The 17,256-nt window shown below is 71.0% G+C and carries 20 protein-coding genes and 1 pseudogene; 8 read left to right on the top strand and 13 right to left on the bottom strand.

Annotated features, from left to right (window positions below; translation table 11 throughout):
* Positions 1-134: 134 nt before the first annotated feature.
* Positions 135-1,715 (bottom strand): D-alanyl-D-alanine carboxypeptidase/D-alanyl-D-alanine endopeptidase, encoded by a 1,581-nt coding sequence (gene dacB, locus CA983_RS25900; RefSeq protein WP_086603263.1) that lies wholly within the window; start codon positions 1,713-1,715, stop codon positions 135-137.
* A 79-nt stretch (positions 1,716-1,794) separates the two neighbouring features.
* Between dacB and CA983_RS25895 the strand changes: the two genes are divergently transcribed.
* Both CA983_RS25895 and CA983_RS25890 read left to right on the top strand, forming a co-directional pair.
* Complete coding sequence (locus tag CA983_RS25895) at positions 1,795-2,286, top strand: inorganic diphosphatase (protein ID WP_031487466.1); 492 nt, start codon at positions 1,795-1,797, stop codon at positions 2,284-2,286.
* A gap of 113 nt (positions 2,287-2,399) precedes the next feature.
* A complete protein-coding gene (locus CA983_RS25890; RefSeq protein WP_086603262.1) occupies positions 2,400-4,097 on the top strand; it encodes a threonine/serine exporter family protein in 1,698 nt (565 codons plus the stop codon).
* Between the two features lie 60 nt (positions 4,098-4,157).
* Here CA983_RS25890 and CA983_RS25885 read toward each other — a convergent pair whose 3' ends face one another.
* Positions 4,158-5,054, bottom strand: a complete 897-nt coding sequence (locus CA983_RS25885) for a DedA family protein (RefSeq protein WP_086603261.1) — start codon at positions 5,052-5,054, stop codon at positions 4,158-4,160.
* Positions 5,055-5,189: 135 nt separating this feature from the next.
* On the opposite strand from CA983_RS25885, the gene CA983_RS25880 reads away from it, so the two are divergent.
* Together CA983_RS25880 and gad are read left to right on the top strand one after the other, a co-directional pair.
* The gene (locus tag CA983_RS25880; protein WP_086603260.1) at positions 5,190-5,564 is read left to right on the top strand and encodes a YbjQ family protein; all 375 of its coding nucleotides are present in this window, start codon (positions 5,190-5,192) and stop codon (positions 5,562-5,564) included.
* A 127-nt stretch (positions 5,565-5,691) separates the two neighbouring features.
* Positions 5,692-6,585 (top strand): annotated as a pseudogene (gad, locus tag CA983_RS25875) (glutamate decarboxylase); the annotation flags it as partial.
* On the opposite strand, the gene CA983_RS25870 reads toward gad, so the two are convergent.
* From CA983_RS25870 to CA983_RS25845, 6 genes are all read right to left on the bottom strand, one after another.
* On the bottom strand, positions 6,582-7,343 hold the full coding sequence (locus tag CA983_RS25870; protein ID WP_167407461.1) for an ABC transporter permease: 762 nt from the start codon (positions 7,341-7,343) through the stop codon (positions 6,582-6,584). The pseudogene gad and the gene CA983_RS25870 overlap by 4 nt on opposite strands.
* Positions 7,340-8,290 carry an ATP-binding cassette domain-containing protein gene (locus CA983_RS25865; RefSeq protein ID WP_086603259.1) on the bottom strand — a complete coding sequence of 317 codons (951 nt, stop codon included), beginning with the start codon at positions 8,288-8,290 and terminating at the stop codon, positions 7,340-7,342. Before CA983_RS25865 ends, CA983_RS25870 begins: the two co-directional genes overlap by 4 nt.
* A 75-nt stretch (positions 8,291-8,365) precedes the next feature.
* On the bottom strand, positions 8,366-9,007 hold the full coding sequence (locus tag CA983_RS25860) for a PadR family transcriptional regulator (RefSeq protein ID WP_086603258.1): 642 nt from the start codon (positions 9,005-9,007) through the stop codon (positions 8,366-8,368).
* A gap of 10 nt (positions 9,008-9,017) precedes the next feature.
* Entirely contained in the window at positions 9,018-9,569 is a 552-nt protein-coding gene (locus CA983_RS25855) for a DinB family protein (RefSeq protein ID WP_086603257.1), read from the bottom strand.
* Positions 9,570-9,676: 107 nt separating this feature from the next.
* On the bottom strand, positions 9,677-11,140 hold the full coding sequence (locus CA983_RS25850; protein WP_086603256.1) for an aldehyde dehydrogenase family protein: 1,464 nt from the start codon (positions 11,138-11,140) through the stop codon (positions 9,677-9,679).
* Between the two features lie 92 nt (positions 11,141-11,232).
* Positions 11,233-12,057 carry a helix-turn-helix domain-containing protein gene (locus CA983_RS25845; RefSeq protein WP_086603265.1) on the bottom strand — a complete coding sequence of 275 codons (825 nt, stop codon included), beginning with the start codon at positions 12,055-12,057 and terminating at the stop codon, positions 11,233-11,235.
* 343 nt (positions 12,058-12,400) lie between these two features.
* Between CA983_RS25845 and CA983_RS25835 the strand changes: the two genes are divergently transcribed.
* Positions 12,401-12,916, top strand: coding sequence for an ATP-binding protein (locus CA983_RS25835; RefSeq protein ID WP_086603255.1), 516 nt, complete (start codon positions 12,401-12,403; stop codon positions 12,914-12,916).
* Positions 12,917-13,009: 93 nt separating this feature from the next.
* Here CA983_RS25835 and CA983_RS25830 read toward each other — a convergent pair whose 3' ends face one another.
* The 5 genes from CA983_RS25830 to rpmG form a co-directional block, all read right to left on the bottom strand.
* Positions 13,010-13,228, bottom strand: a complete 219-nt coding sequence (locus CA983_RS25830) for a DUF397 domain-containing protein (protein ID WP_051648637.1) — start codon at positions 13,226-13,228, stop codon at positions 13,010-13,012.
* A gap of 695 nt (positions 13,229-13,923) precedes the next feature.
* Positions 13,924-14,157, bottom strand: coding sequence for a 30S ribosomal protein S18 (gene rpsR, locus CA983_RS25825; RefSeq protein ID WP_086603254.1), 234 nt, complete (start codon positions 14,155-14,157; stop codon positions 13,924-13,926).
* Positions 14,158-14,163: 6 nt separating this feature from the next.
* Positions 14,164-15,393: a CobW family GTP-binding protein gene (locus tag CA983_RS25820; RefSeq protein ID WP_086603253.1), complete on the bottom strand. Its 1,230-nt coding sequence runs from the start codon at positions 15,391-15,393 to the stop codon at positions 14,164-14,166.
* A gap of 4 nt (positions 15,394-15,397) precedes the next feature.
* Entirely contained in the window at positions 15,398-15,646 is a 249-nt protein-coding gene (locus tag CA983_RS25815) for a type B 50S ribosomal protein L31 (RefSeq protein WP_059419097.1), read from the bottom strand.
* Between the two features lie 3 nt (positions 15,647-15,649).
* On the bottom strand, positions 15,650-15,814 hold the full coding sequence (rpmG, locus tag CA983_RS25810) for a 50S ribosomal protein L33 (protein ID WP_010044249.1): 165 nt from the start codon (positions 15,812-15,814) through the stop codon (positions 15,650-15,652).
* A gap of 63 nt (positions 15,815-15,877) precedes the next feature.
* On the opposite strand from rpmG, the gene rpmB reads away from it, so the two are divergent.
* The 3 genes from rpmB (at position 15,878) to CA983_RS25795 (ending at position 17,253) form a co-directional block, all read left to right on the top strand.
* Complete coding sequence (gene rpmB, locus CA983_RS25805; protein ID WP_086603252.1) at positions 15,878-16,114, top strand: 50S ribosomal protein L28; 237 nt, start codon at positions 15,878-15,880, stop codon at positions 16,112-16,114.
* Complete coding sequence (rpsN, locus tag CA983_RS25800; RefSeq protein WP_086603251.1) at positions 16,114-16,419, top strand: 30S ribosomal protein S14; 306 nt, start codon at positions 16,114-16,116, stop codon at positions 16,417-16,419. The genes rpmB and rpsN overlap by 1 nt, the downstream gene beginning before the upstream one ends.
* 279 nt (positions 16,420-16,698) lie before the next feature.
* Positions 16,699-17,253, top strand: coding sequence for a hypothetical protein (locus CA983_RS25795; protein ID WP_425276474.1), 555 nt, complete (start codon positions 16,699-16,701; stop codon positions 17,251-17,253).
* Positions 17,254-17,256 lie beyond the last annotated feature (3 nt).

Here is a 17,256-nt window from a genome sequence, read left to right as displayed (position 1 = left end):
GCCCACCCTCCCCCAAGCTCTCGGCTTCGCTCGAGCAGGGGGACCCCCATCGCCCCAGCGGAACGACTGCCCACAGCCAGGCCGACCGGCTGCCCACGGCCGGGCGGAACGACTGTCTGCGGCCAGGTACGCAGTTACCGGCAGCCGCACGCCGCCAGCGTCGTCGCCGCCTTGTCCAGGGCCTTCTGGGCTGCCTCCGTGTTTGTCGTGTTGTTGGCCATGAAGGCGAAGGCCAGCAGGCGGCCGTCCTGGTCGACGACCGTGCCTGCGAGGGTGTTCACGCCGGTCAGGGTGCCTGTCTTGGCGCGGACGACGCCCGCTGCGCCGTCCGTGTAGCGGGTGGTCAGGGTGCCGGTGAAGCCGGCGACGGGGAGGCCCGTGAGGGCCGGGCGGAGTTCGGGGTGGGCGAGGTCGGCCGCCTTGGCGAGGAGGGCGGTGAGGAGGTCGGGCGTCAGTCTGTCGGCGCGGTTCAGGCCGCTGCCGTCCTTGAAGGCGGCTCCCTTGACGGGCAGGCCGAGCTTGCGGAGGCGGGCGTTGATCGCCCGGTCGGCGCCGGCGAAGTCGGCCCGGTGGCCCGTGGCGATCGCCGTCTGGCGGGCGAGGGCCTCGGCGATGTCGTTGTCGCTGTCGGTCAGCATCCGTTCGACGAGGGCCGAAAGCGGCGGCGAGGCGACCGTGGCCAGGGTCTTCGCGCGGGTCGTGGCCTTCGACGGGCCGGGGGACGTGGCCTTGATGCCGCGGGCCTTCAGGAGGTCCCCGAAGCGGCGGGCCGCGTCCGCGGCCGGGTCGGTCACGCGGGTGACCGGGCCGCTCGTCGAGTCGTCCGTGCGGCCCTCGTCGACCATCAGGGGGCTGACGAGGGCGAGATTGCCGTTGACCCCGATCGGGTGCTTCTGGCTGCCCGCGTAGAGGGTCGTGTCGTAGGAGAGCGTCACGTCGCGGACGCCGCGCTGGGCCAGGGCCGCGGCCGTCTGGTCGGCCAGGGTGCGCAGGCCGGCCCAGCCGTCGGAGGGCTCGCGGGCCGTGAGGGTGGGGTCGCCGCCGCCGACCAGGACGACTTCCTTCGTGTCGGGTTCCAGCGCGGCGCGGGTGGTGAGGCGGTGGTCGGCGCCCAGCGCGGACAGCACGGCGACGGCCGTGGCGATCTTCGTCGTCGAGGCCGGGGTGAGCGCGGTGTCCGAGCGCGTGCCGTACAGGCGTCTGCCGGTCGTGACGTCCACGACCGCCGCTGCGGGCCGGGGGCCGAGCGCCGGGTCGTTCAGCAGGGGCGTGAGGGTCTTCGCGAGGGCCTTGCCGTCCGGGGCGGACTTCACGGTGCTGACGCCGCCGAGGCCGGTCAGCACGGGCCCGGCGCTGGGGGCCGGCCGGGGCTGCGCGGGCGCGCCGGGGACACGGCCGTGATCTGTGCCACCCGCGCGGCCCAGGGCCGCGGCGCGGTCCCGCTCGGCCGTACGCTGACCCGAGGAGTCCCAGGGGCCGACGGCGGTCACCACACCGGCGGCCAGTGCGAGACCGACGGTGGTGGCGCCCGCGGTGTACTGCCAGGTCTTCGGCCGCGTGACCCGCGCGACCTGCGGTTTCCCGGCTCGGGCGAGCCGCGCGATCCGTGGTTTCGCGACCGCGGCGGCCCTGGCCAGGCGCGGTCGTACGGCATTCGCGATCCGCACCACATGCGGTCTCGCGGCCCGCCAAGGACGCAGCTCCGGCACGACCACCAGCCCCTTTCGCGATCACACACCGGCGTGAGGGACACTTAACCACCAGAACTATGTGTTGATCATGGAGGAGCCACCGGTGGAGTTCGACGTCACGATCGAGATTCCGAAGGGTTCGCGCAACAAGTACGAGGTGGACCACGAGACCGGTCGTATCCGCCTGGACCGGCGACTCTTCACCTCGACCGCCTACCCGACCGACTACGGATTCGTCGAGAACACCCTCGGCGAGGACGGCGACCCGCTGGACGCGCTGGTCATCCTGGACGAGCCGACCTTCCCGGGCTGCCTCATCAAGTGCCGGGCGATCGGCATGTTCCGGATGACGGACGAGGCCGGTGGCGACGACAAGCTGCTGTGCGTGCCGGCGACGGACCCGCGTGTGGAGCACCTGCGGGACATCCACCACGTGTCGGAGTTCGACCGCCTGGAGATCCAGCACTTCTTCGAGGTCTACAAGGACCTGGAGCCCGGCAAGTCGGTCGAGGGCGCCGACTGGGTGGGCCGCACCGAGGCCGAGGCCGAGATCGAGCGGTCGTACAAGCGCTTCAAGGACCAGGGCGGTCACTGACCCTTCTGATGCTCACGGGCCGTACGCCTGCGCGTGCGGCCCGTTGGCCTGTATGTGCGCATACTGAGGCTGGGGGTACTGAGGCTTACGTGTCGTACAGGGAGCGCCAGGCAGTGACGGACGCGGAAGACCGCAAGCCGAAGTCGGACGAGGCCAGGAGCATGTTCCTGCCGCCGGCGGGGGCCGCCGTCGACGGGGACATGTCGACGACGTCGGAATTCGCGATCCCCGAGGGCCTCGCCGTACCCAAGGCGACCGGTACGGAGTCCGAGGTGACGTCCGAGTTCGCCCTTCCGGAGGGGCTGGACGTCTCGCAGGCGCCGGCGGCGGATCCGGAGGGGTCGGCTTTCACCCCGCCGAACACGTACAGCTCGAAGCACGCCCCGTCGGCGTTCACCCCGCCGAGCGGGATCCCCGTGGTCAGCCTGACCAAGGACGTGCCCTGGCAGGACCGGATGCGCACCATGCTGCGCATGCCGGTGGCGGAGCGCCCGGCGCCGGAACCGAGCCAGCGCGGCAGCGACGACTCGGGGCCCGCCGTGCCGCGCGTGCTCGACCTGACGCTGCGTATCGGCGAGTTGCTGCTCGCGGGCGGTGAGGGCGCCGAGGACGTCGAGGCGGCCATGTTCGCCGTCTGCCGGTCGTACGGCCTGGACCGCTGCGAGCCCAACGTCACCTTCACGCTGCTGGCGATCTCGTACCAGCCGTCGCTCGTCGACGACCCGATCACGGCGTCGCGGACCGTGCGCCGCAGAGGCACCGACTACACGCGGCTGGCGGCCGTGTACCAGCTGGTGGACGACCTCAGCGACGACGAGACGGCGGTCTCCCTGGAGGAGGCCTACCGGCGGCTCGCCGAGATCCGCCGTAACCGGCACCCCTACCCCGGCTGGGCGCTGACCGGCGCGAGCGGGCTGCTGGCGGGTGCGGCCTCCGTGCTCGTCGGCGGTGACCTGATCGTGTTCGTCGCGGCCGCGCTGGGCGCGATGCTCGGCGACCGGCTGGCGTGGCTGTGCGCGGGGCGCGGGCTGCCGGAGTTCTACCAGTTCACGGTGGCCGCGACGCCGCCGGCCGCGATCGGGGTCGCGCTGACCCTCGGCCATGTGGACGTGAAGGCCTCCGCGGTGATCACCGGTGGGCTGTTCGCGCTGCTGCCCGGGCGGGCGCTGGTGGCGGGGGTGCAGGACGGACTGACCGGCTTCTACATCACCGCGTCCGCGCGTCTGCTGGAGGTCCTGTACTTCTTCGTGGGCATCGTCGCGGGCGTGCTGATGGTGCTGTACTTCGGCGTGCAGCTGGGGGCCCGGCTGAATCCGGACGCGGCGCTCGGGGTCTCCGACGATCCGCTGGTGCTGATCGGTGCGTCGATGCTGCTGTCGCTGGCGTTCGCGGTGCTGCTTCAGCAGGAACGATCCACCGTGGTGTGGGTGACGCTGAACGGCGGAGTCGCCTGGATCGTGTACGGGGCGATGCACTACGCGGGCGGCATCTCGCCGGTGGCGTCCACGGCGGCGGCTGCCGGGCTCGTGGGGTTGTTCGGGCAGTTGTTGTCCCGGTATCAGTTCGCTTCGGCCCTGCCCTACACGACCGCGGCGATCGGGCCGTTGCTGCCGGGTTCCGCGACGTACTTCGGGCTGCTCGCGATCGCGCAGAACGAGGTGGACGCGGGGCTGGTGTCGCTGTCCAAGGCGGTGGCCCTGGCCATGGCGATCGCCATCGGGGTGAATCTGGGGTCCGAGATCTCGCGGATGTTCCTGCGGATCGGGTCTGCGGAGAAGCGGCGGGCCGCCAAGCGGACCAGGGGTTTCTAACGTCCTTTGCCTGTGGGCTCAGGCTTTCCGGTCCGCCGGCGGCCGCGGGTTGTCTGTCTGTCAGTAACCCCCGTTGTAAGGGGGCTGGCCCCCGCCCTGCTGGGTGCCGTACGGCTGCTGCTGGCTTCCGTAGGGCTGCTGCTGGCCGTAGCCGGGGGCCTGGGGGTACTGGCCGTAGTACTGCTGGTCGTTGTAGCCGTTCTGGTTGCCGTGCGGGGGCTGCTGCGCGTGCGGGTGCTGGTGGGGCTGGTCGTCCGGAGTGATGCGGCGGAGCTGGGTCGTCGCGTCGTCCATGACGGGGGGATGGGGCTGGGACGCCGAGGTCTCGGACGCGGCGCGCTTCTTCTGGGAGCGGTCGCGGAGGTACTCGATGACGATCGGGACGACGGAGAGCAGGACGATCAGGATGAGGATCGACTCGACGTTCTTCTTGATGAAGTCGATCTGGCCGAGCCAGTAGCCGGCGACGGTGACACCCGTGCCCCAGGCGATGCCGCCGATGACGTTGTACGTGACGAACGTGCGGTACTTCATACGGCCGGCGCCGGCCACGATGGGGGCGAAGGTGCGCACGATCGGGACGAAGCGGGCCAGGACGATCGCCTTGGGGCCGTACTTCTCCATGAACTCGTGGGCCTTGTCCAGGTTCTCCTGCTTGAAGAGCTTGGAGTTCGGCCTGTTGAAGAGCTTCGGGCCCAGGAACTTGCCGATCATGTAGCCCACTTGGTCGCCGACGACGGCGGCGATCACGATCAGCGTGCAGACCAGCCACAGCGGCTGCGTGATGTAGGTGCCCTCGGCCACGAAGAGACCCGCCGTGAACAGCAGGGAGTCACCGGGCAGGAACGCGAAGAGGCCCGATTCGGCGAAGACGATCAGCAGGATGCCGGGGAGGCTGAAGGTCTCGATCAGATAGTGCGGGTCGAGCCACTCGGGGCCGAGCGCAAGCGTGGTCACGGGGATGTGGCTCCTGCTGCTGGGAGGTACGGGCTGGGGCTGACTGCCTCAAATTATCAACGCAGCCGTCACGACCCAGGTTCCATGGGCGTACTCAGGATGCACCGTGGGCCGTCCCGGTCAAAGCTGTGGACCATGGGCATCGATGAATACGGCGGTGGACAGGGCCCCCAGCCCGACGTCCTCGTCCTCACCACGAACGACGTACCCGGCTACCGCGTGCGGGAGGTGCTCGGCGAGGTCTTCGGCCTGACCGTCCGGTCCCGGCACCTGGGGAGCCAGATCGGCGCCGGGCTGAAGTCGATGGTCGGCGGCGAGCTGCGCGGCCTCACCAAGACGCTCGTGCAGACTCGCAACCAGGCCATGGAGCGACTCGTTGAGCAGGCACGCGCGCGTGGTGCCAACGGTGTGCTCGCGTTCCGCTTCGATGTGACGGCGGCGGCGGACATCGGCACGGAGGTGTGCGCGTACGGGACGGCCGTGGTGATCGAGCCCGAGGACGCGGGGTGACTACCTTTTGCCTGGCGCGGTGGTAGGGCGCGTTGCCCGACAGCCCCCTTCTGCCGGCCGGGCGTGCGTCACGCCTGGTGGCGGTCCGCGTTCGCCTGGATCTACGTCGTATGCACTTTCCGGCCAGCAGAAGTTCTGCACCTTCTGGGAGGTGGAGGCCCGGCTGGTGCCCATGGAGGGCGTGCGGTTCCACCTGGACCCGCAGGCCGCGGCCGAACTGTGCGACGAGAACACCACCGGGGCCGTCGGGATCCTGGGCTCGACCTTCGACGGGTCCTACGAGCCGGTCGCCGAGTTGTGCGCGGCGCTGGACGCGGTGCAGGAGCGGACCGGGCTCGACATCCCCGTGCATGTCGACGGGGCGTCCGGTGCCATGGTCGCGCCGTTCCTCGACGAGGACCTGGTGTGGGACTTCCGGCTGCCGAGGGTGGCGTCGATCAACACCTCTGGGCACAAGTACGGGCTCGTCTACCCGGGCGTCGGCTGGGCGCCCTGGCGGGACGCGGACGCGCTGCCGGAGGAGCTGGTGTTCCGGGTGAACTACCTGGGCGGCGACATGCCGACGTTCGCGCTGAACTTCTCCCGGCCGGGCGCGTAGGTCGTGGCGCGGTACTACACGTTCCTGCGGCTGGGCCGGGACGGCTACCGGGCCGTGCAGCAGGCGGCGCGGGACGTGGCCACGGGGCTCGCCGGGCGGGTCGAGGCGCTGGGCGACTTCCGGCTGCTGACCCGGGGCGACCAGTTGCCGGTGTTCGCCTTCACGACCGCCCCGGACGTGACCTCGTACGACGTCTTCGACGTCTCACGGCGGCTGCGGGAGAGGGGCTGGCTGGTGCCCGCGTACACCTTCCCGCCGCACCGGGAGGACCTGTCCGTGCTGCGGGTGGTGTGCCGCAACGGCTTCTCGGCGGACCTCGCCGAGCTGCTCGCCGAGGACCTGGAACGGCTGCTGCCGGAACTGCGCCGGCAGCCGCGCCCCTTCACGCAGGACAAGGGCGCGGCCACCGGATTCCATCACTAGCGGCTCAACCGCCCGAACCTCCGTACCGCCAGCGGGAAGAACACCGCCAGCAGGGCCAGGGGCCAGACGACCGCCGCCCACAGGTGCCCGGACTCCGCGCCCGGGGTGTCGAACAGGTCCCGTACGGCCGTGGCCGTGTGGGACATGGGGTTCCACTCGACGACCGTGCCGAGCCAGCCGGGCATGGTGTCGGGGAGGGCCAGGGCGTTGGACAGGAAGCCGACCGGCCAGACCAGGATCTGCACGGCCTGGACCATCTCCGGCTTCCCGGCCACCAGGGCCAGGTGGATGCCGATCCACAGCATGGCGAACCGGAACAGCAGCAACAGGCCCATGGCGCCGAGGAGGGCCGCCGGTCCGCCGCCGGGACGCCAGCCGAGCGCGGCGCCCACCCCGATGAGCACCAGCAGGGCCAGCGCCGACTGGAGCATGTCGGCGGCCGAACGGCCCACCAGCACGGCACCGTTGGCCATCGGCATCGAGCGGAAGCGGTCGATCACGCCCTTGTTGAGGTCCTGCGTGACGGCGATCATCGTGCCCTCCAGGCCGAAGGCCATGGTGAGCGCGAGCATGCCGGGGATCAGGTAGTCGCGGTACTCACCGCTCACTCCCCGGCCGCCGCCGATCAGGTACCCGAACATGAGCAGGAGCATCACCGGGAAGACGAGGTTGACGACCAGCTGGACCGGCTGCCGCGCCCAGCGGGCGAGTTCCCGGCGGGTCATGGTCCAGGAGTCGGTCAGGGCGTAGGCGGTCACGCGGCCTCCTTCACTCGGCGGTCGTCTCCGGTCAGGTGCAGGAACACCTCGTCCAGCGTCGGTCGGCGCAGGGCGACGTCCTCCGCCTCGATGCCGGCCTCCTGAAGGGCCCGTACGACCCCGGAGAGCGCCTCCATGCGGTCGGTCACCGGGGCGCTCAGCAGGCGTCGGTCGGTGTCGACGGTGACGTGAGTGAGGGGAAACAGGGCGACGGCCGCGTCCAGTTGGCCCGCCTGTCGCAGGACCACGTCGATGCGGTCGCCGCCGGTCTGCGCCTTCAGCTCGTCCGCCGTGCCCTCGGCGATGACGCGGCCGGCGTCGACGACCGAGATGCGGTCGGCGAGTTGGTCGGCCTCCTCCAGGTACTGCGTGGTGAGCAGGACCGTCGTACCGCCGCCGACCAGGGAGCGGACGGAGTGCCACACCTCGGCGCGGCCGCGCGGGTCGAGGCCGGTGGTCGGCTCGTCCAGGAACAGCACCTCCGGTTCGGTGATCAGGGAGGCCGCGAGGTCCAGGCGGCGCCGCATGCCGCCGCTGTACTGCCGGACCGCCTTGCGGCCGGTGCCGGCCAGGTCGAAGCGCTCCAGAAGCTCGTCGGCACGCGCGCGTGCCCGCCTCGCGCCCAGGTGGTGCAGCCGGCCGAACAGCTCCAGGTTCTGCCGGCCGCCGAGTTCCTCGTCGAGCGCGGCGTGCTGGCCGAGCAGGCCGATGCGCAGCCGCACGGCGTACGCCTCGCGCACCACGTCGTGCCCGGCCACCTCGATCCGGCCCGCGTCGGGTCGCAGCAGCGTGGACAGGACCCTCACCAGGGAGGTCTTGCCCGCGCCGTTCGGGCCGAGCACCCCGTGCACCGTGCCGCGCGCGACCCGCAGGTCGAGCCCGTCCAGCGCCTTCTTGTCGCCGTATCTCTTCTCCGCGCCTTCGACGGTGATCGCCGTGTCGGCCACAGATACCCCCCCTCGCTAGTCAAACTTGACTACAGCTTGGAAGGTAACCCGGGTCCCGCCATTCGTCAAATTTGATTAGCGGTCGTCCTCGGGGTGCCGCTCCCCCGTCGCGTACGGGTTCTCCTCGTCCTCGGCCAGCACGCCGACGAACGGGTCACCCTCGTCGGCGAAGGTGTAGGCGCCGCCCTCGATGCGCTCGATGAGACCGCGGGTCCACTCGGCCTCGGAGTCGGCCGTGTGGATCCACATGTTCATGATCTCGCCGATGTGGCCCAGCTGCCCGGGGCCCCCCTCGGGGACGTAGTGCTCCAGGACGGAGGCCCGCCACTGCTCGATCCGCAGGGTGCGCTCCTTCAGCAGCGCGACCGCCTCCGCCCGCGGCAGGTCGACGACGAAGCCGACGGCGGCCGTCTTCACGTCCCCCCGCTGGTCGTACGTGACCAGCGCCTCGCGCAGCAGCCGGAAGTACTCCTCGGTCCCCTGCCCGGTGATCTCGTACTCCGTGCGCGGCGGGCCGCCTGCCGTGGACGGGGCGACCTCGTGCGCGTGCAGCAGCCCTTGCTTCGCCATCTGCTTCAGGGCGTGGTAGATCGAGCCGGGCTTGGCGCTGGACCACTCGTGCGCGCCCCAGTACTCCAGGTCGTTGCGCACCTGGTAGCCGTGGGCCCGCCCGTGCATGCGGACCGCGCCGAGCACGAGGAGACGGATCGCTGACATGCGCCCCAGCCTAGGACGCGGGCACCACCTGCTGTTCCGCGGCCACCAGCTCGAAGGCCGTCGCGCCGTCCAGCGACTCACGGATGATGTCGGCGTGGCCGGCGTGCCGGGCCGTCTCGCGGATCAGGTGCAGGCACAGCCAGCGCATGGAGACCCGGCCGTCCGGCGGGAACCAGGGCTGGGGCGGCAGCGCGAAGGTGTCGTCGAAGCTCGGCACCGAGCGGACGAAGGCCTCCGTCTCGGCGGCGACCTTCTCCCAGTACGCCAGCTGCGACTCGACGGTCTCGCCCCCGACCAGCCGGAAGCACTCGTGCCAGTTGCTCTCTTCCCGCTCGACGGCCGGCGGCTCGCCCTTGGCCCGGGCGATCCAGCCCTGCTCGACCTCGGCGACGTGCTTGAGCAGCCCGGCGAGCGACAACTCACTGGCGCTGGGGGTGCTCGCGGCCTGCTCGTCGGTCAGCCCCAGCACCGCCCGCCGGATGCCGCCGCGCTGCTCCGCGATGAAGGACAGCAGCGCTCCGCGCTCGTCGCCGTGTGCCTCCGCGGGAACGTGAGTGACCATGACCGCCGCCTTTCGCCGGATCCGGGGGCCTCTCCCCCGACACCGACGAAGCTACGGGCCCTTGCGGTCAGGTTCTGTCCGCAAGGGCCCGCCGTCTCGTACGAGGTCTAGAACGGGAAGCGGCTGCGCCCGTGCTGCACGGAGATCCACTTCAGCGTGGTGAAGGAGTCCAGCATCGTCTCGCCGTTGAGCCGGCCGAGGCCCGAGTGCTTCTCGCCGCCGAACGGGACGATCGGCTCGTCGTGGACGGTGCCGTCGTTCACGTGGAACATGCCCGTGTCGATCTGCTTGGCGAACGCGACGCCCCGCTCGATGTTCCCGGTGTGGACGGCTCCGCTCAGACCGTACGGGGTGTCGTTGACGAGCCGTACGGCCTCCTCCTCGCCGTCGAACGGGACGAGGAAGGCGACCGGGCCGAAGATCTCCTGCCGCAGCAGGGCGGAGTCGGCGGGCAGGCCGGTCAGGACGGACGGCTCGACGAGGTTGTCGGTGCGCCCGCCGCGCACCAGGGCCGTGGCGCCCTCGGCGAGGGCCTGCTCGACCGCGCCCGAGACGGCGTCCGCCTGCGAGGAGTTGATGACCGGGCCGATGACGGTCTCCGGATCGCGCGGATCGCCCGCCTTGAGGGTCTTCACCTTGGCGACGAACTTCTCGGTGAACTCCTCGGCGACGGACCGGTCGACCAGGATGCGGTTGGCGGCCATGCAGACCTGGCCCTGATGGACGTACCGGCTGAAGACGGCCGCGTCGACCGCGTAGTCGATGTCGGCGTCGTCGAGGACCACCAGCGCGCTGTTGCCGCCCAGTTCGAGGACCGAGCGCTTGAACTGCCGGGCACAGACGGTCGCCACGTGCCGGCCGACCTGGTCGGAGCCGGTGAAGGAGATGACCTTGGGCACCGGGTGCTCCAGGAAGGCGTCGCCGATCTCCGCGATGTCGGTGATGACGACGTTCAGCAGACCGCCGGGCAGCCCCGCGTCCTCGAAGATCTTCGCGACCAGGGAGCCGCCGACGATCGGCGTGTTCTGGTGCGGCTTGAGCACCACGGCGTTGCCGAGCGCGAGCGCCGGGGCGACGGACTTGATCGAGAGCAGGAACGGGAAGTTGAAGGGGCTGATCACACCGACGACGCCGACCGGCACGCGGTAGACGCGGTTCTCCTTGCCGTCCACCGGCGAGGGGAGGATCCGGCCCTCGGGACGCAGCGCCAGCTGGACCGCCTCGCGCAGGAACTCCTTGGCGAGGTGCAGTTCGAAGGCGGCCTTCAGCCGCGTCCCGCCGAGCTCGGCGATGATCGCCTCGGATATCTCGGCCTCGCGCTCCTCGATGAGACTCAGGGCCTTCTCGAAGACGGCACGGCGGGCGTAGGGGTTGGTCTCGGCCCACTGCTTCTGGGCGCGGGCGGCCGCCTGGTACGCCTGGTCGACCTCGTCGACCGTGGCTATCGTGATCGACGCCAGCTTCTCGTCGTCGTACGGGTTGAAGTCGATGATGTCCCAGGAACCGGTACCCGGGCGCCACTCACCGTCGATGTACTGCTGTGCAAGGTCGGTGAAGTAGGACGACGACATGTGTGACCCCTCGATCCCTGGCAGACCCTCGATCGCGCCTTCACGATCTGATCACACGTCATCGTACTGAGGTTCCAGGCGAGTTGGGGGCTTCAGGAGAGTTGGAGGAGCCCCCGGAGAAGATCCCTGCTCTCCGCGGGGCCCGGACTGTCGCTCTGGAGCTCCTTGAGCGCCTTCTCGTACTGGGCGACATCCTCGGGCTTGTCCAGGTACAGCGCGCTGGTGAGCTGCTCCAGGTAGACGACGTCCGAGAGGTCGGACTCCGGGAAGCTGAGGATCGTGAACGCGCCACTTTCGCCGGAGTGGCCGCCGAGGCTGAACGGCACGACCTGAAGCCGCACGTTGGGCCGCTCGGAGACCTCGATGAGGTGCTGGAGCTGGCCGCGCATCACCTCGCGGTCGCCGTAGGGGCGGCGCAGGGCGGCCTCGTCCAGGATGATGTGGAAGTCGGGCGCGCGCTCGTCGACGAGGTACTTCTGCCGCTCCAGGCGCAGTGCCACGCGCCGCTCGACGTCGGCCTCGCTCGCGCCCTGCATGCCCCGCCGGACCACCGCGTGGGCGTACGCCTCGGTCTGGAGCAGGCCGTGCACGAACTGCACCTCGTACGCCCGGATCAGCGAGGCGGCGCCCTCCAGGCCGACGTAGGTGGGGAACCAGCTGGGCAGCACGTCCGAGTAACTGTGCCACCAGCCCGCGACGTTGGCCTCCTTGGCCAGGGACAGCAGGGAGGCGCGCTCCTGCTCGTCCGTGATGCCGTACAGCGTCAGCAGGTCCTCGACGTCTCTGGTCTTGAAGCTCACCCGGCCCAACTCCATCCGGCTGATCTTCGACTCGGAGGCGCGGATCGAATAGCCCGCCGCCTCGCGCGTGATGCCCCGCGCCTCACGCAGTCGCCTGAGTTGTGATCCGAGCAGCATGCGCCGCACCACCGATCCCGGCTCTCCCGCGCTCACGTTCGCCAGCCTCCCCAACGTCTCCAGGGGCCGAAGTCTGCCACTAAATCACTCCGAGCAGTACTCGTCCGGTTACGGAAACGGAATCCAGCCGAGGGACGCACGCGCGCGGTCACAAGAAAGAGGCAAGCGAACGGGCAGACAGAGGCGTGAGGATGACGGAAAAATTGACCAACAAGCGGTACGGGACGCCTCATTCCGGTCACCTGCACGTGCATCTGCCCTTGCATCTGCTGTACGCATCCGAAACCATGGTCCCGCACCACCGCCGCATCGCACCGACCGCGAATTCCCGGGAGTGCCTCGCATGGGGACGAATGGATCGACCATGCTCGAGCCGTTACGGCAGGGCCTTCCGCCGCTGGATCCCGCGGCCGTGTCCGACGCCGCCTCCTGCGCTCTGCCCGCCCGCTACGAAGCGGTGCGCGAGGCACGGCGGTTCACCCGCAGAACGCTCGACCAGTGGGACATGGGCGACCGTTTCGACGACGTCTGCCTGGTGGTCTCGGAACTCGTCACCAACGCCCTGCGGCACGGCCTGCCGGGGAGCAGCCGGTGCGTCACCGGCCAGGAACCTCCCGTACGGCTGCACCTGATGCGGTGGACCGAGCGGCTGGTGTGCGCGGTGCGCGATCCCAGCCACGACAGTCCCGTCACCCGGGAGACCGACGACTTCTCGGCCGAGTCGGGCCGCGGGCTGTTCCTCGTCGACTCCTTCAGCGACAGCTGGGGCTGGCACCCGCTCGCGGGCGCGCTCCACGGCAAGGTGGTCTGGGCGCTGTTCCGGCTGCCGCGGCCCGGTTCGGGGCCGAGCGCGGAATGAGAAACCGCGGCGCTTCCCGGCGCCGCGGTTCTACGCGCGTCGCGGCGCGTTGAGTACCGATTGCCCCGTTTCACGGAGGGGCCTGCCGGGGCGTCAGCCCCCCACCAGGTGGTCGAACTCGCCGTCCTTCACGCCTAGCAGCATGGCCTCGATCTCCGCACGGGTGTAGACCAGTGCGGGACCGTCGGGGAAGCGCGAGTTGCGGACGGCCACGTCACCGCCCGGCAGCCGGGCGAACTCCACGCACGAGCCCTGCGAGTTGCTGTGCCGGCTCTTCTGCCAGGCCACACCGCGCAGCCTGGCGGCCGCCATACCGTTGTACACGTCGTGGTCCACAGGTCGCTCCCCGGTGGTGCACTGGCTGGTGTGGCCATTGATGCAGTGGTCAACTGACCCGGATCATAGCCCTTTCATGTGCAGATGCAGACGCAGATGCACGTGCACGCGGGGTGGTCCTCCGGTTACAGCTTTGACGACCGCTTTACCGAAAGCTCTTGCCTGTTTGACGGCCCTCCACCGCCGCGCGTTCCCGGGCACCCGCGACGAAGTCGGCGGGTTCGGCGGAGGTGTCGTGGAGGCGGAGCATCCGCTCGGTGGCGGGGACGGGCGCCGGGGTGGCGGCGCGGCCGGAGAAGCGGGAGCTGGGGCGTGGGGTCCTGAGCCTCGGGCAGGACCGTCCGGCCTGCATACGGAAGACGACCGCGGCATGCGGTGGCGGGGAGAAATGGGCCGTGCGGATGACCCTGCGGTCGTCCTCGGGGCCGGGGTGGAGGTCGGACCAACGCCGGACACCCGGTCGGCCACCCGGCCCTGACGGACCGCCCGGCGTGCGCCCCGTGCGGCCTCGCGACCAAAGCATGAGGTTCCCCACCCGTCAAGCGTGGGGAACCTCACCCGGATTGGGCGGTCTGCGGCTGGAGTACGGCAGCGGCGGCGGGAGTGCGGCGGCGACAGCCGGAGTACGGGCTCAGCGGCTGAAGTGCGGCAGCAGTAGCCGGAATGCGGCCTCAGCGGCTGGAGTACGGCAGCAGCGCCATCTCGCGCGCGTTCTTGATCGCCCGGGCCAGCTGCCGCTGCTGCTGGGCCGACACGCGGGTGACCCGGCGGCTGCGGATCTTGCCGCGGTCGGAGATGAACTTCCGCAGCAGGTCGGTGTCCTTGTAGTCGATGTACGTGATCTTGGCCTGGTCCAGCGGGTTGGGACGGTTCTTGGCGGGCTTGCGCTCGGGCTTGCGGGGCATGTCGGTTCAGACCTCCAGGAGGGTGTCGAAGGCGTGCGGCAGCCGCTGCCAGGCGTCGCGCCCGGCCGCGTACTCGGCGTCGGTCAGCAGGCAGGACTCCAGCAGCCGCTCCAGGCCGTCCCGGTCGAGGCCGGGCGAGGTGAAGACCAGGTGCTGGCCGCGGTCGCCGTGCTCGGGGTGCCAGTCCAGCGCGGCGGCGGCGCGGCGCACCGGCGGGACCATCTCCCAGGCCGCGTCCGGCAGCGAGGCCAGCCACGGCCCCACGCTCTCCACGCAGAGCGCCCCGCCCGCCGCGTCCCAGTGGAACAGCGTGTCGGGCTTGTCGGCGAGCCAGAACCGGCCCCGGCTGCGGGCCGCCGCGCAGGTCAGGTCCTCCAGGGCGGCGTAGAGCCGCTCCGGGTGGAAGGGGCGGCGCTGCTGCCAGACCAGGGTGGAGACGCCGTGCGCGTCGGCCTCGGCGGGGAACAGGGCGCAGGCCGGGTGCTGGGCGGCCGCCGCCGACTCCACGTCGAAACCGGCCAGGGCGGCCTCGGCCAGCGGCGACAGCGGGCGCCGCCGCGGGGGCGGCACGGTCAGGCCGTCGGCCGTGTCCTGCGCGAGGGCGCCGAGCTCGGATGCGCCCGCCAGGTCACCGTGGCCGATCGGGACCTGGCGGGCCGTCGGGTGCAGCTGGGCGAGCAGCTCGCGGTCCTCGTCGTCGGCCTCCGGGGACTCGGCGATCGCGAGGACGGGGGCGTACTCCAGCTGGCGTGCGAAGGTGTCGGCGACCGTGCGCTGGTCGGTGGCGGCGGCGGCGAGACCGCCGTCGGCCAGGTCGTCGCCGTTGCCGAGGTACGGCAGGACCAGGGACGGGTCGACGGCGGTGATCACGCCGGTGACGGTGAGCCCGCCGGCCGTGACGACCTCCGCCATGGCCTTGGGCTCGACGGAGTCCCACAGCTCGACGACGGCCAGGGGCGTCCGCCCGGCGTCCGCGAGCCGCTCCAGCTCCGGGACCAGATCCTCGCGCAGGGCGCAGCAGGCACAGTCGTTGACGAGCGGCGCCTCCCCCGCGTCCAGGACGCCGGTGATGTCCCGGACGGTCCGTACGACCGTGCCGGCCGCGGCCGTCGCCAGGTCGTGGTGGAGTGCCACGCTGCCGGGCACGTCGGCGAGCAGCCGCGCCACGGCCGCCCTGCGGGCGTCGGCGTGCAGCCCGCCGACGATGACGACGGAGAGCCCAGGAGGGACAGCCACGGGGTCAGCCCTTCTTTCCGTACCGGCGCTCGAAGCGCTCCACGCGTCCCGCGGTGTCCAGGACGCGGGCGGTGCCGGTGTAGAAGGGGTGGCTGACGTCGGAGATCTCGACGTCCACGACCGGGTAGGTGTTGCCGTCCTCCCACTCGATCGTCTTCTCGCTCGTCATCGTCGAGCGGGTGAGGAACGCGTAGTTCGCGGCTCGGTCGCGGAAGACGACGGGACCGTAGTCCGGGTGGATTCCCTTGCGCATCGGTCAGCGCTCCTCTCGGAAGTCGACGTGGCGGCCGACGACCGGATCGAACTTGCGCAGGGTCAGTCGGTCCGGGTCGTTGCGACGGTTCTTGCGGGTCACGTACGTGTAGCCGGTCCCGGCCGTGGACCGGAGCTTGATGACCGGCCGGAGTTCATTGCGTGCCATGCCGCTATGCTACTGAAAATGAATTCCATTTACATCTCCTGAGCCAGAGAGGTACGTCACCACATGTCCGCGCACTGCATGCTGACCGGCACCCAGCCCGGCTTCGGCAACCGCATCTCGCACTCCCACCGGCGCACGTCCCGCCGGTTCGACCCCAACCTCCAGACCAAGCGCTACTGGCTGCCCAGCGAGGGCCGGTACGTACGCCTGCGGCTGAGCGCCAGGGCGATCAAGACCATCGACACGATCGGAGTCGAGGCGGCCGTCGCCCGGATCCGCGCCCGGGGAGTGAAGGTCTGATGGCGAAGAAGAGCAAGATCGCGAAGAACGACCAGCGGCAGGAGATCGTCGCGCGGTACGCCGCCCGGCGGGCCGAGCTGAAGGAGATCATCCGGCGGCCGTCGTCCACGGACGCCGAACGGCTCGCCGCCCAGGCGGAACTGCGCAGGCAGCCGCGCGACGCCAGCGCCACGCGGGTGCGCAACCGGGACTCGGTGGACGGGCGCCCGCGCGGTTACTTCCGGGCATTCGGGCTGTCCCGGGTGAATCTGCGGGGGCAGGCGCACGCAGGGTATCTGCCGGGGGTACGCAAGTCGTCCTGGTGAGCCGGGAGGCTCCCCGGCGCCCGGGGGCTCTCGCCGACGGGCCGGTGGGAGCCCCCGGGATTCGCCCCGGGGGCCTCTTGACCGGCCCCGGGGATTGGCCCGGGGGGGTCTTGACCGGCCTCGGGGATTGCCCCGGGGGGCTCTTGACCGGCCCCTGGGATTGCCCCGGGGGGCCTCTTGACCGGCACTGGTAGCTTGCTTCGGTCGTTCCGGCACGGGTCGACGGGCTCCGTCGGGGCCGGTCGGCCGGCTACAGCTTGGGGGCTTGCAGTGACTTCGGTGATCTTCTCGCGTCGTCCGGGAGCGCGTCGCCCGGGAGCCCGTCGGCGCGCGCGGGTCGCGGCGGCGGCCGCGGGCCTGGCGGGCGTGCTGCTGCTGTCCGCGTGCAGCGGTGGCGGCCACTCCGGGGACGACTCGGCGACCAGCCCGGCCCCGTCCGCCACGGCGTCCACCGGGACGAGCGGCGACTCCGGCTCCGGTTCGGACTCCGGGTCCGCTTCCGGTTCCGACGGGTCGGACGCCGGCGGGCTCCAGGGCAGCTGGCTCGCGACGACCGGCGGCAAGGCCGTGGCCCTGGTGATCACCGGCAAGCAGGCCGCGATCTTCGCCACCGGCGGCAGCGTGTGCACCGGCACCGCGGGCGAGGAGTCCGGGACGCGGATGATCCGCCTGAAGTGCACGGACGGCAACAAGGACCGGGCGACGGGCACGGTCGACTCCGTGAACAGCAAGAGCCTCAAGGTCACCTGGGAGGGTGACCTCGGTACGGAGACGTACACGAAGGCCGAGGGCGGGAAGCTGCCGACCGGGCTGCCGACGGGGGGTCTCGGGTAGGAG

Origin of the sequence: Streptomyces swartbergensis, from assembly GCF_002148965.1 — a bacterium.
In the GTDB taxonomy this organism is placed as follows: Bacteria; Actinomycetota; Actinomycetes; order Streptomycetales; family Streptomycetaceae; genus Streptomyces; species Streptomyces swartbergensis.
Note: the sequence above shows the minus strand (reverse complement) of the source record. Positions and strands in the feature narration are given on the sequence as shown.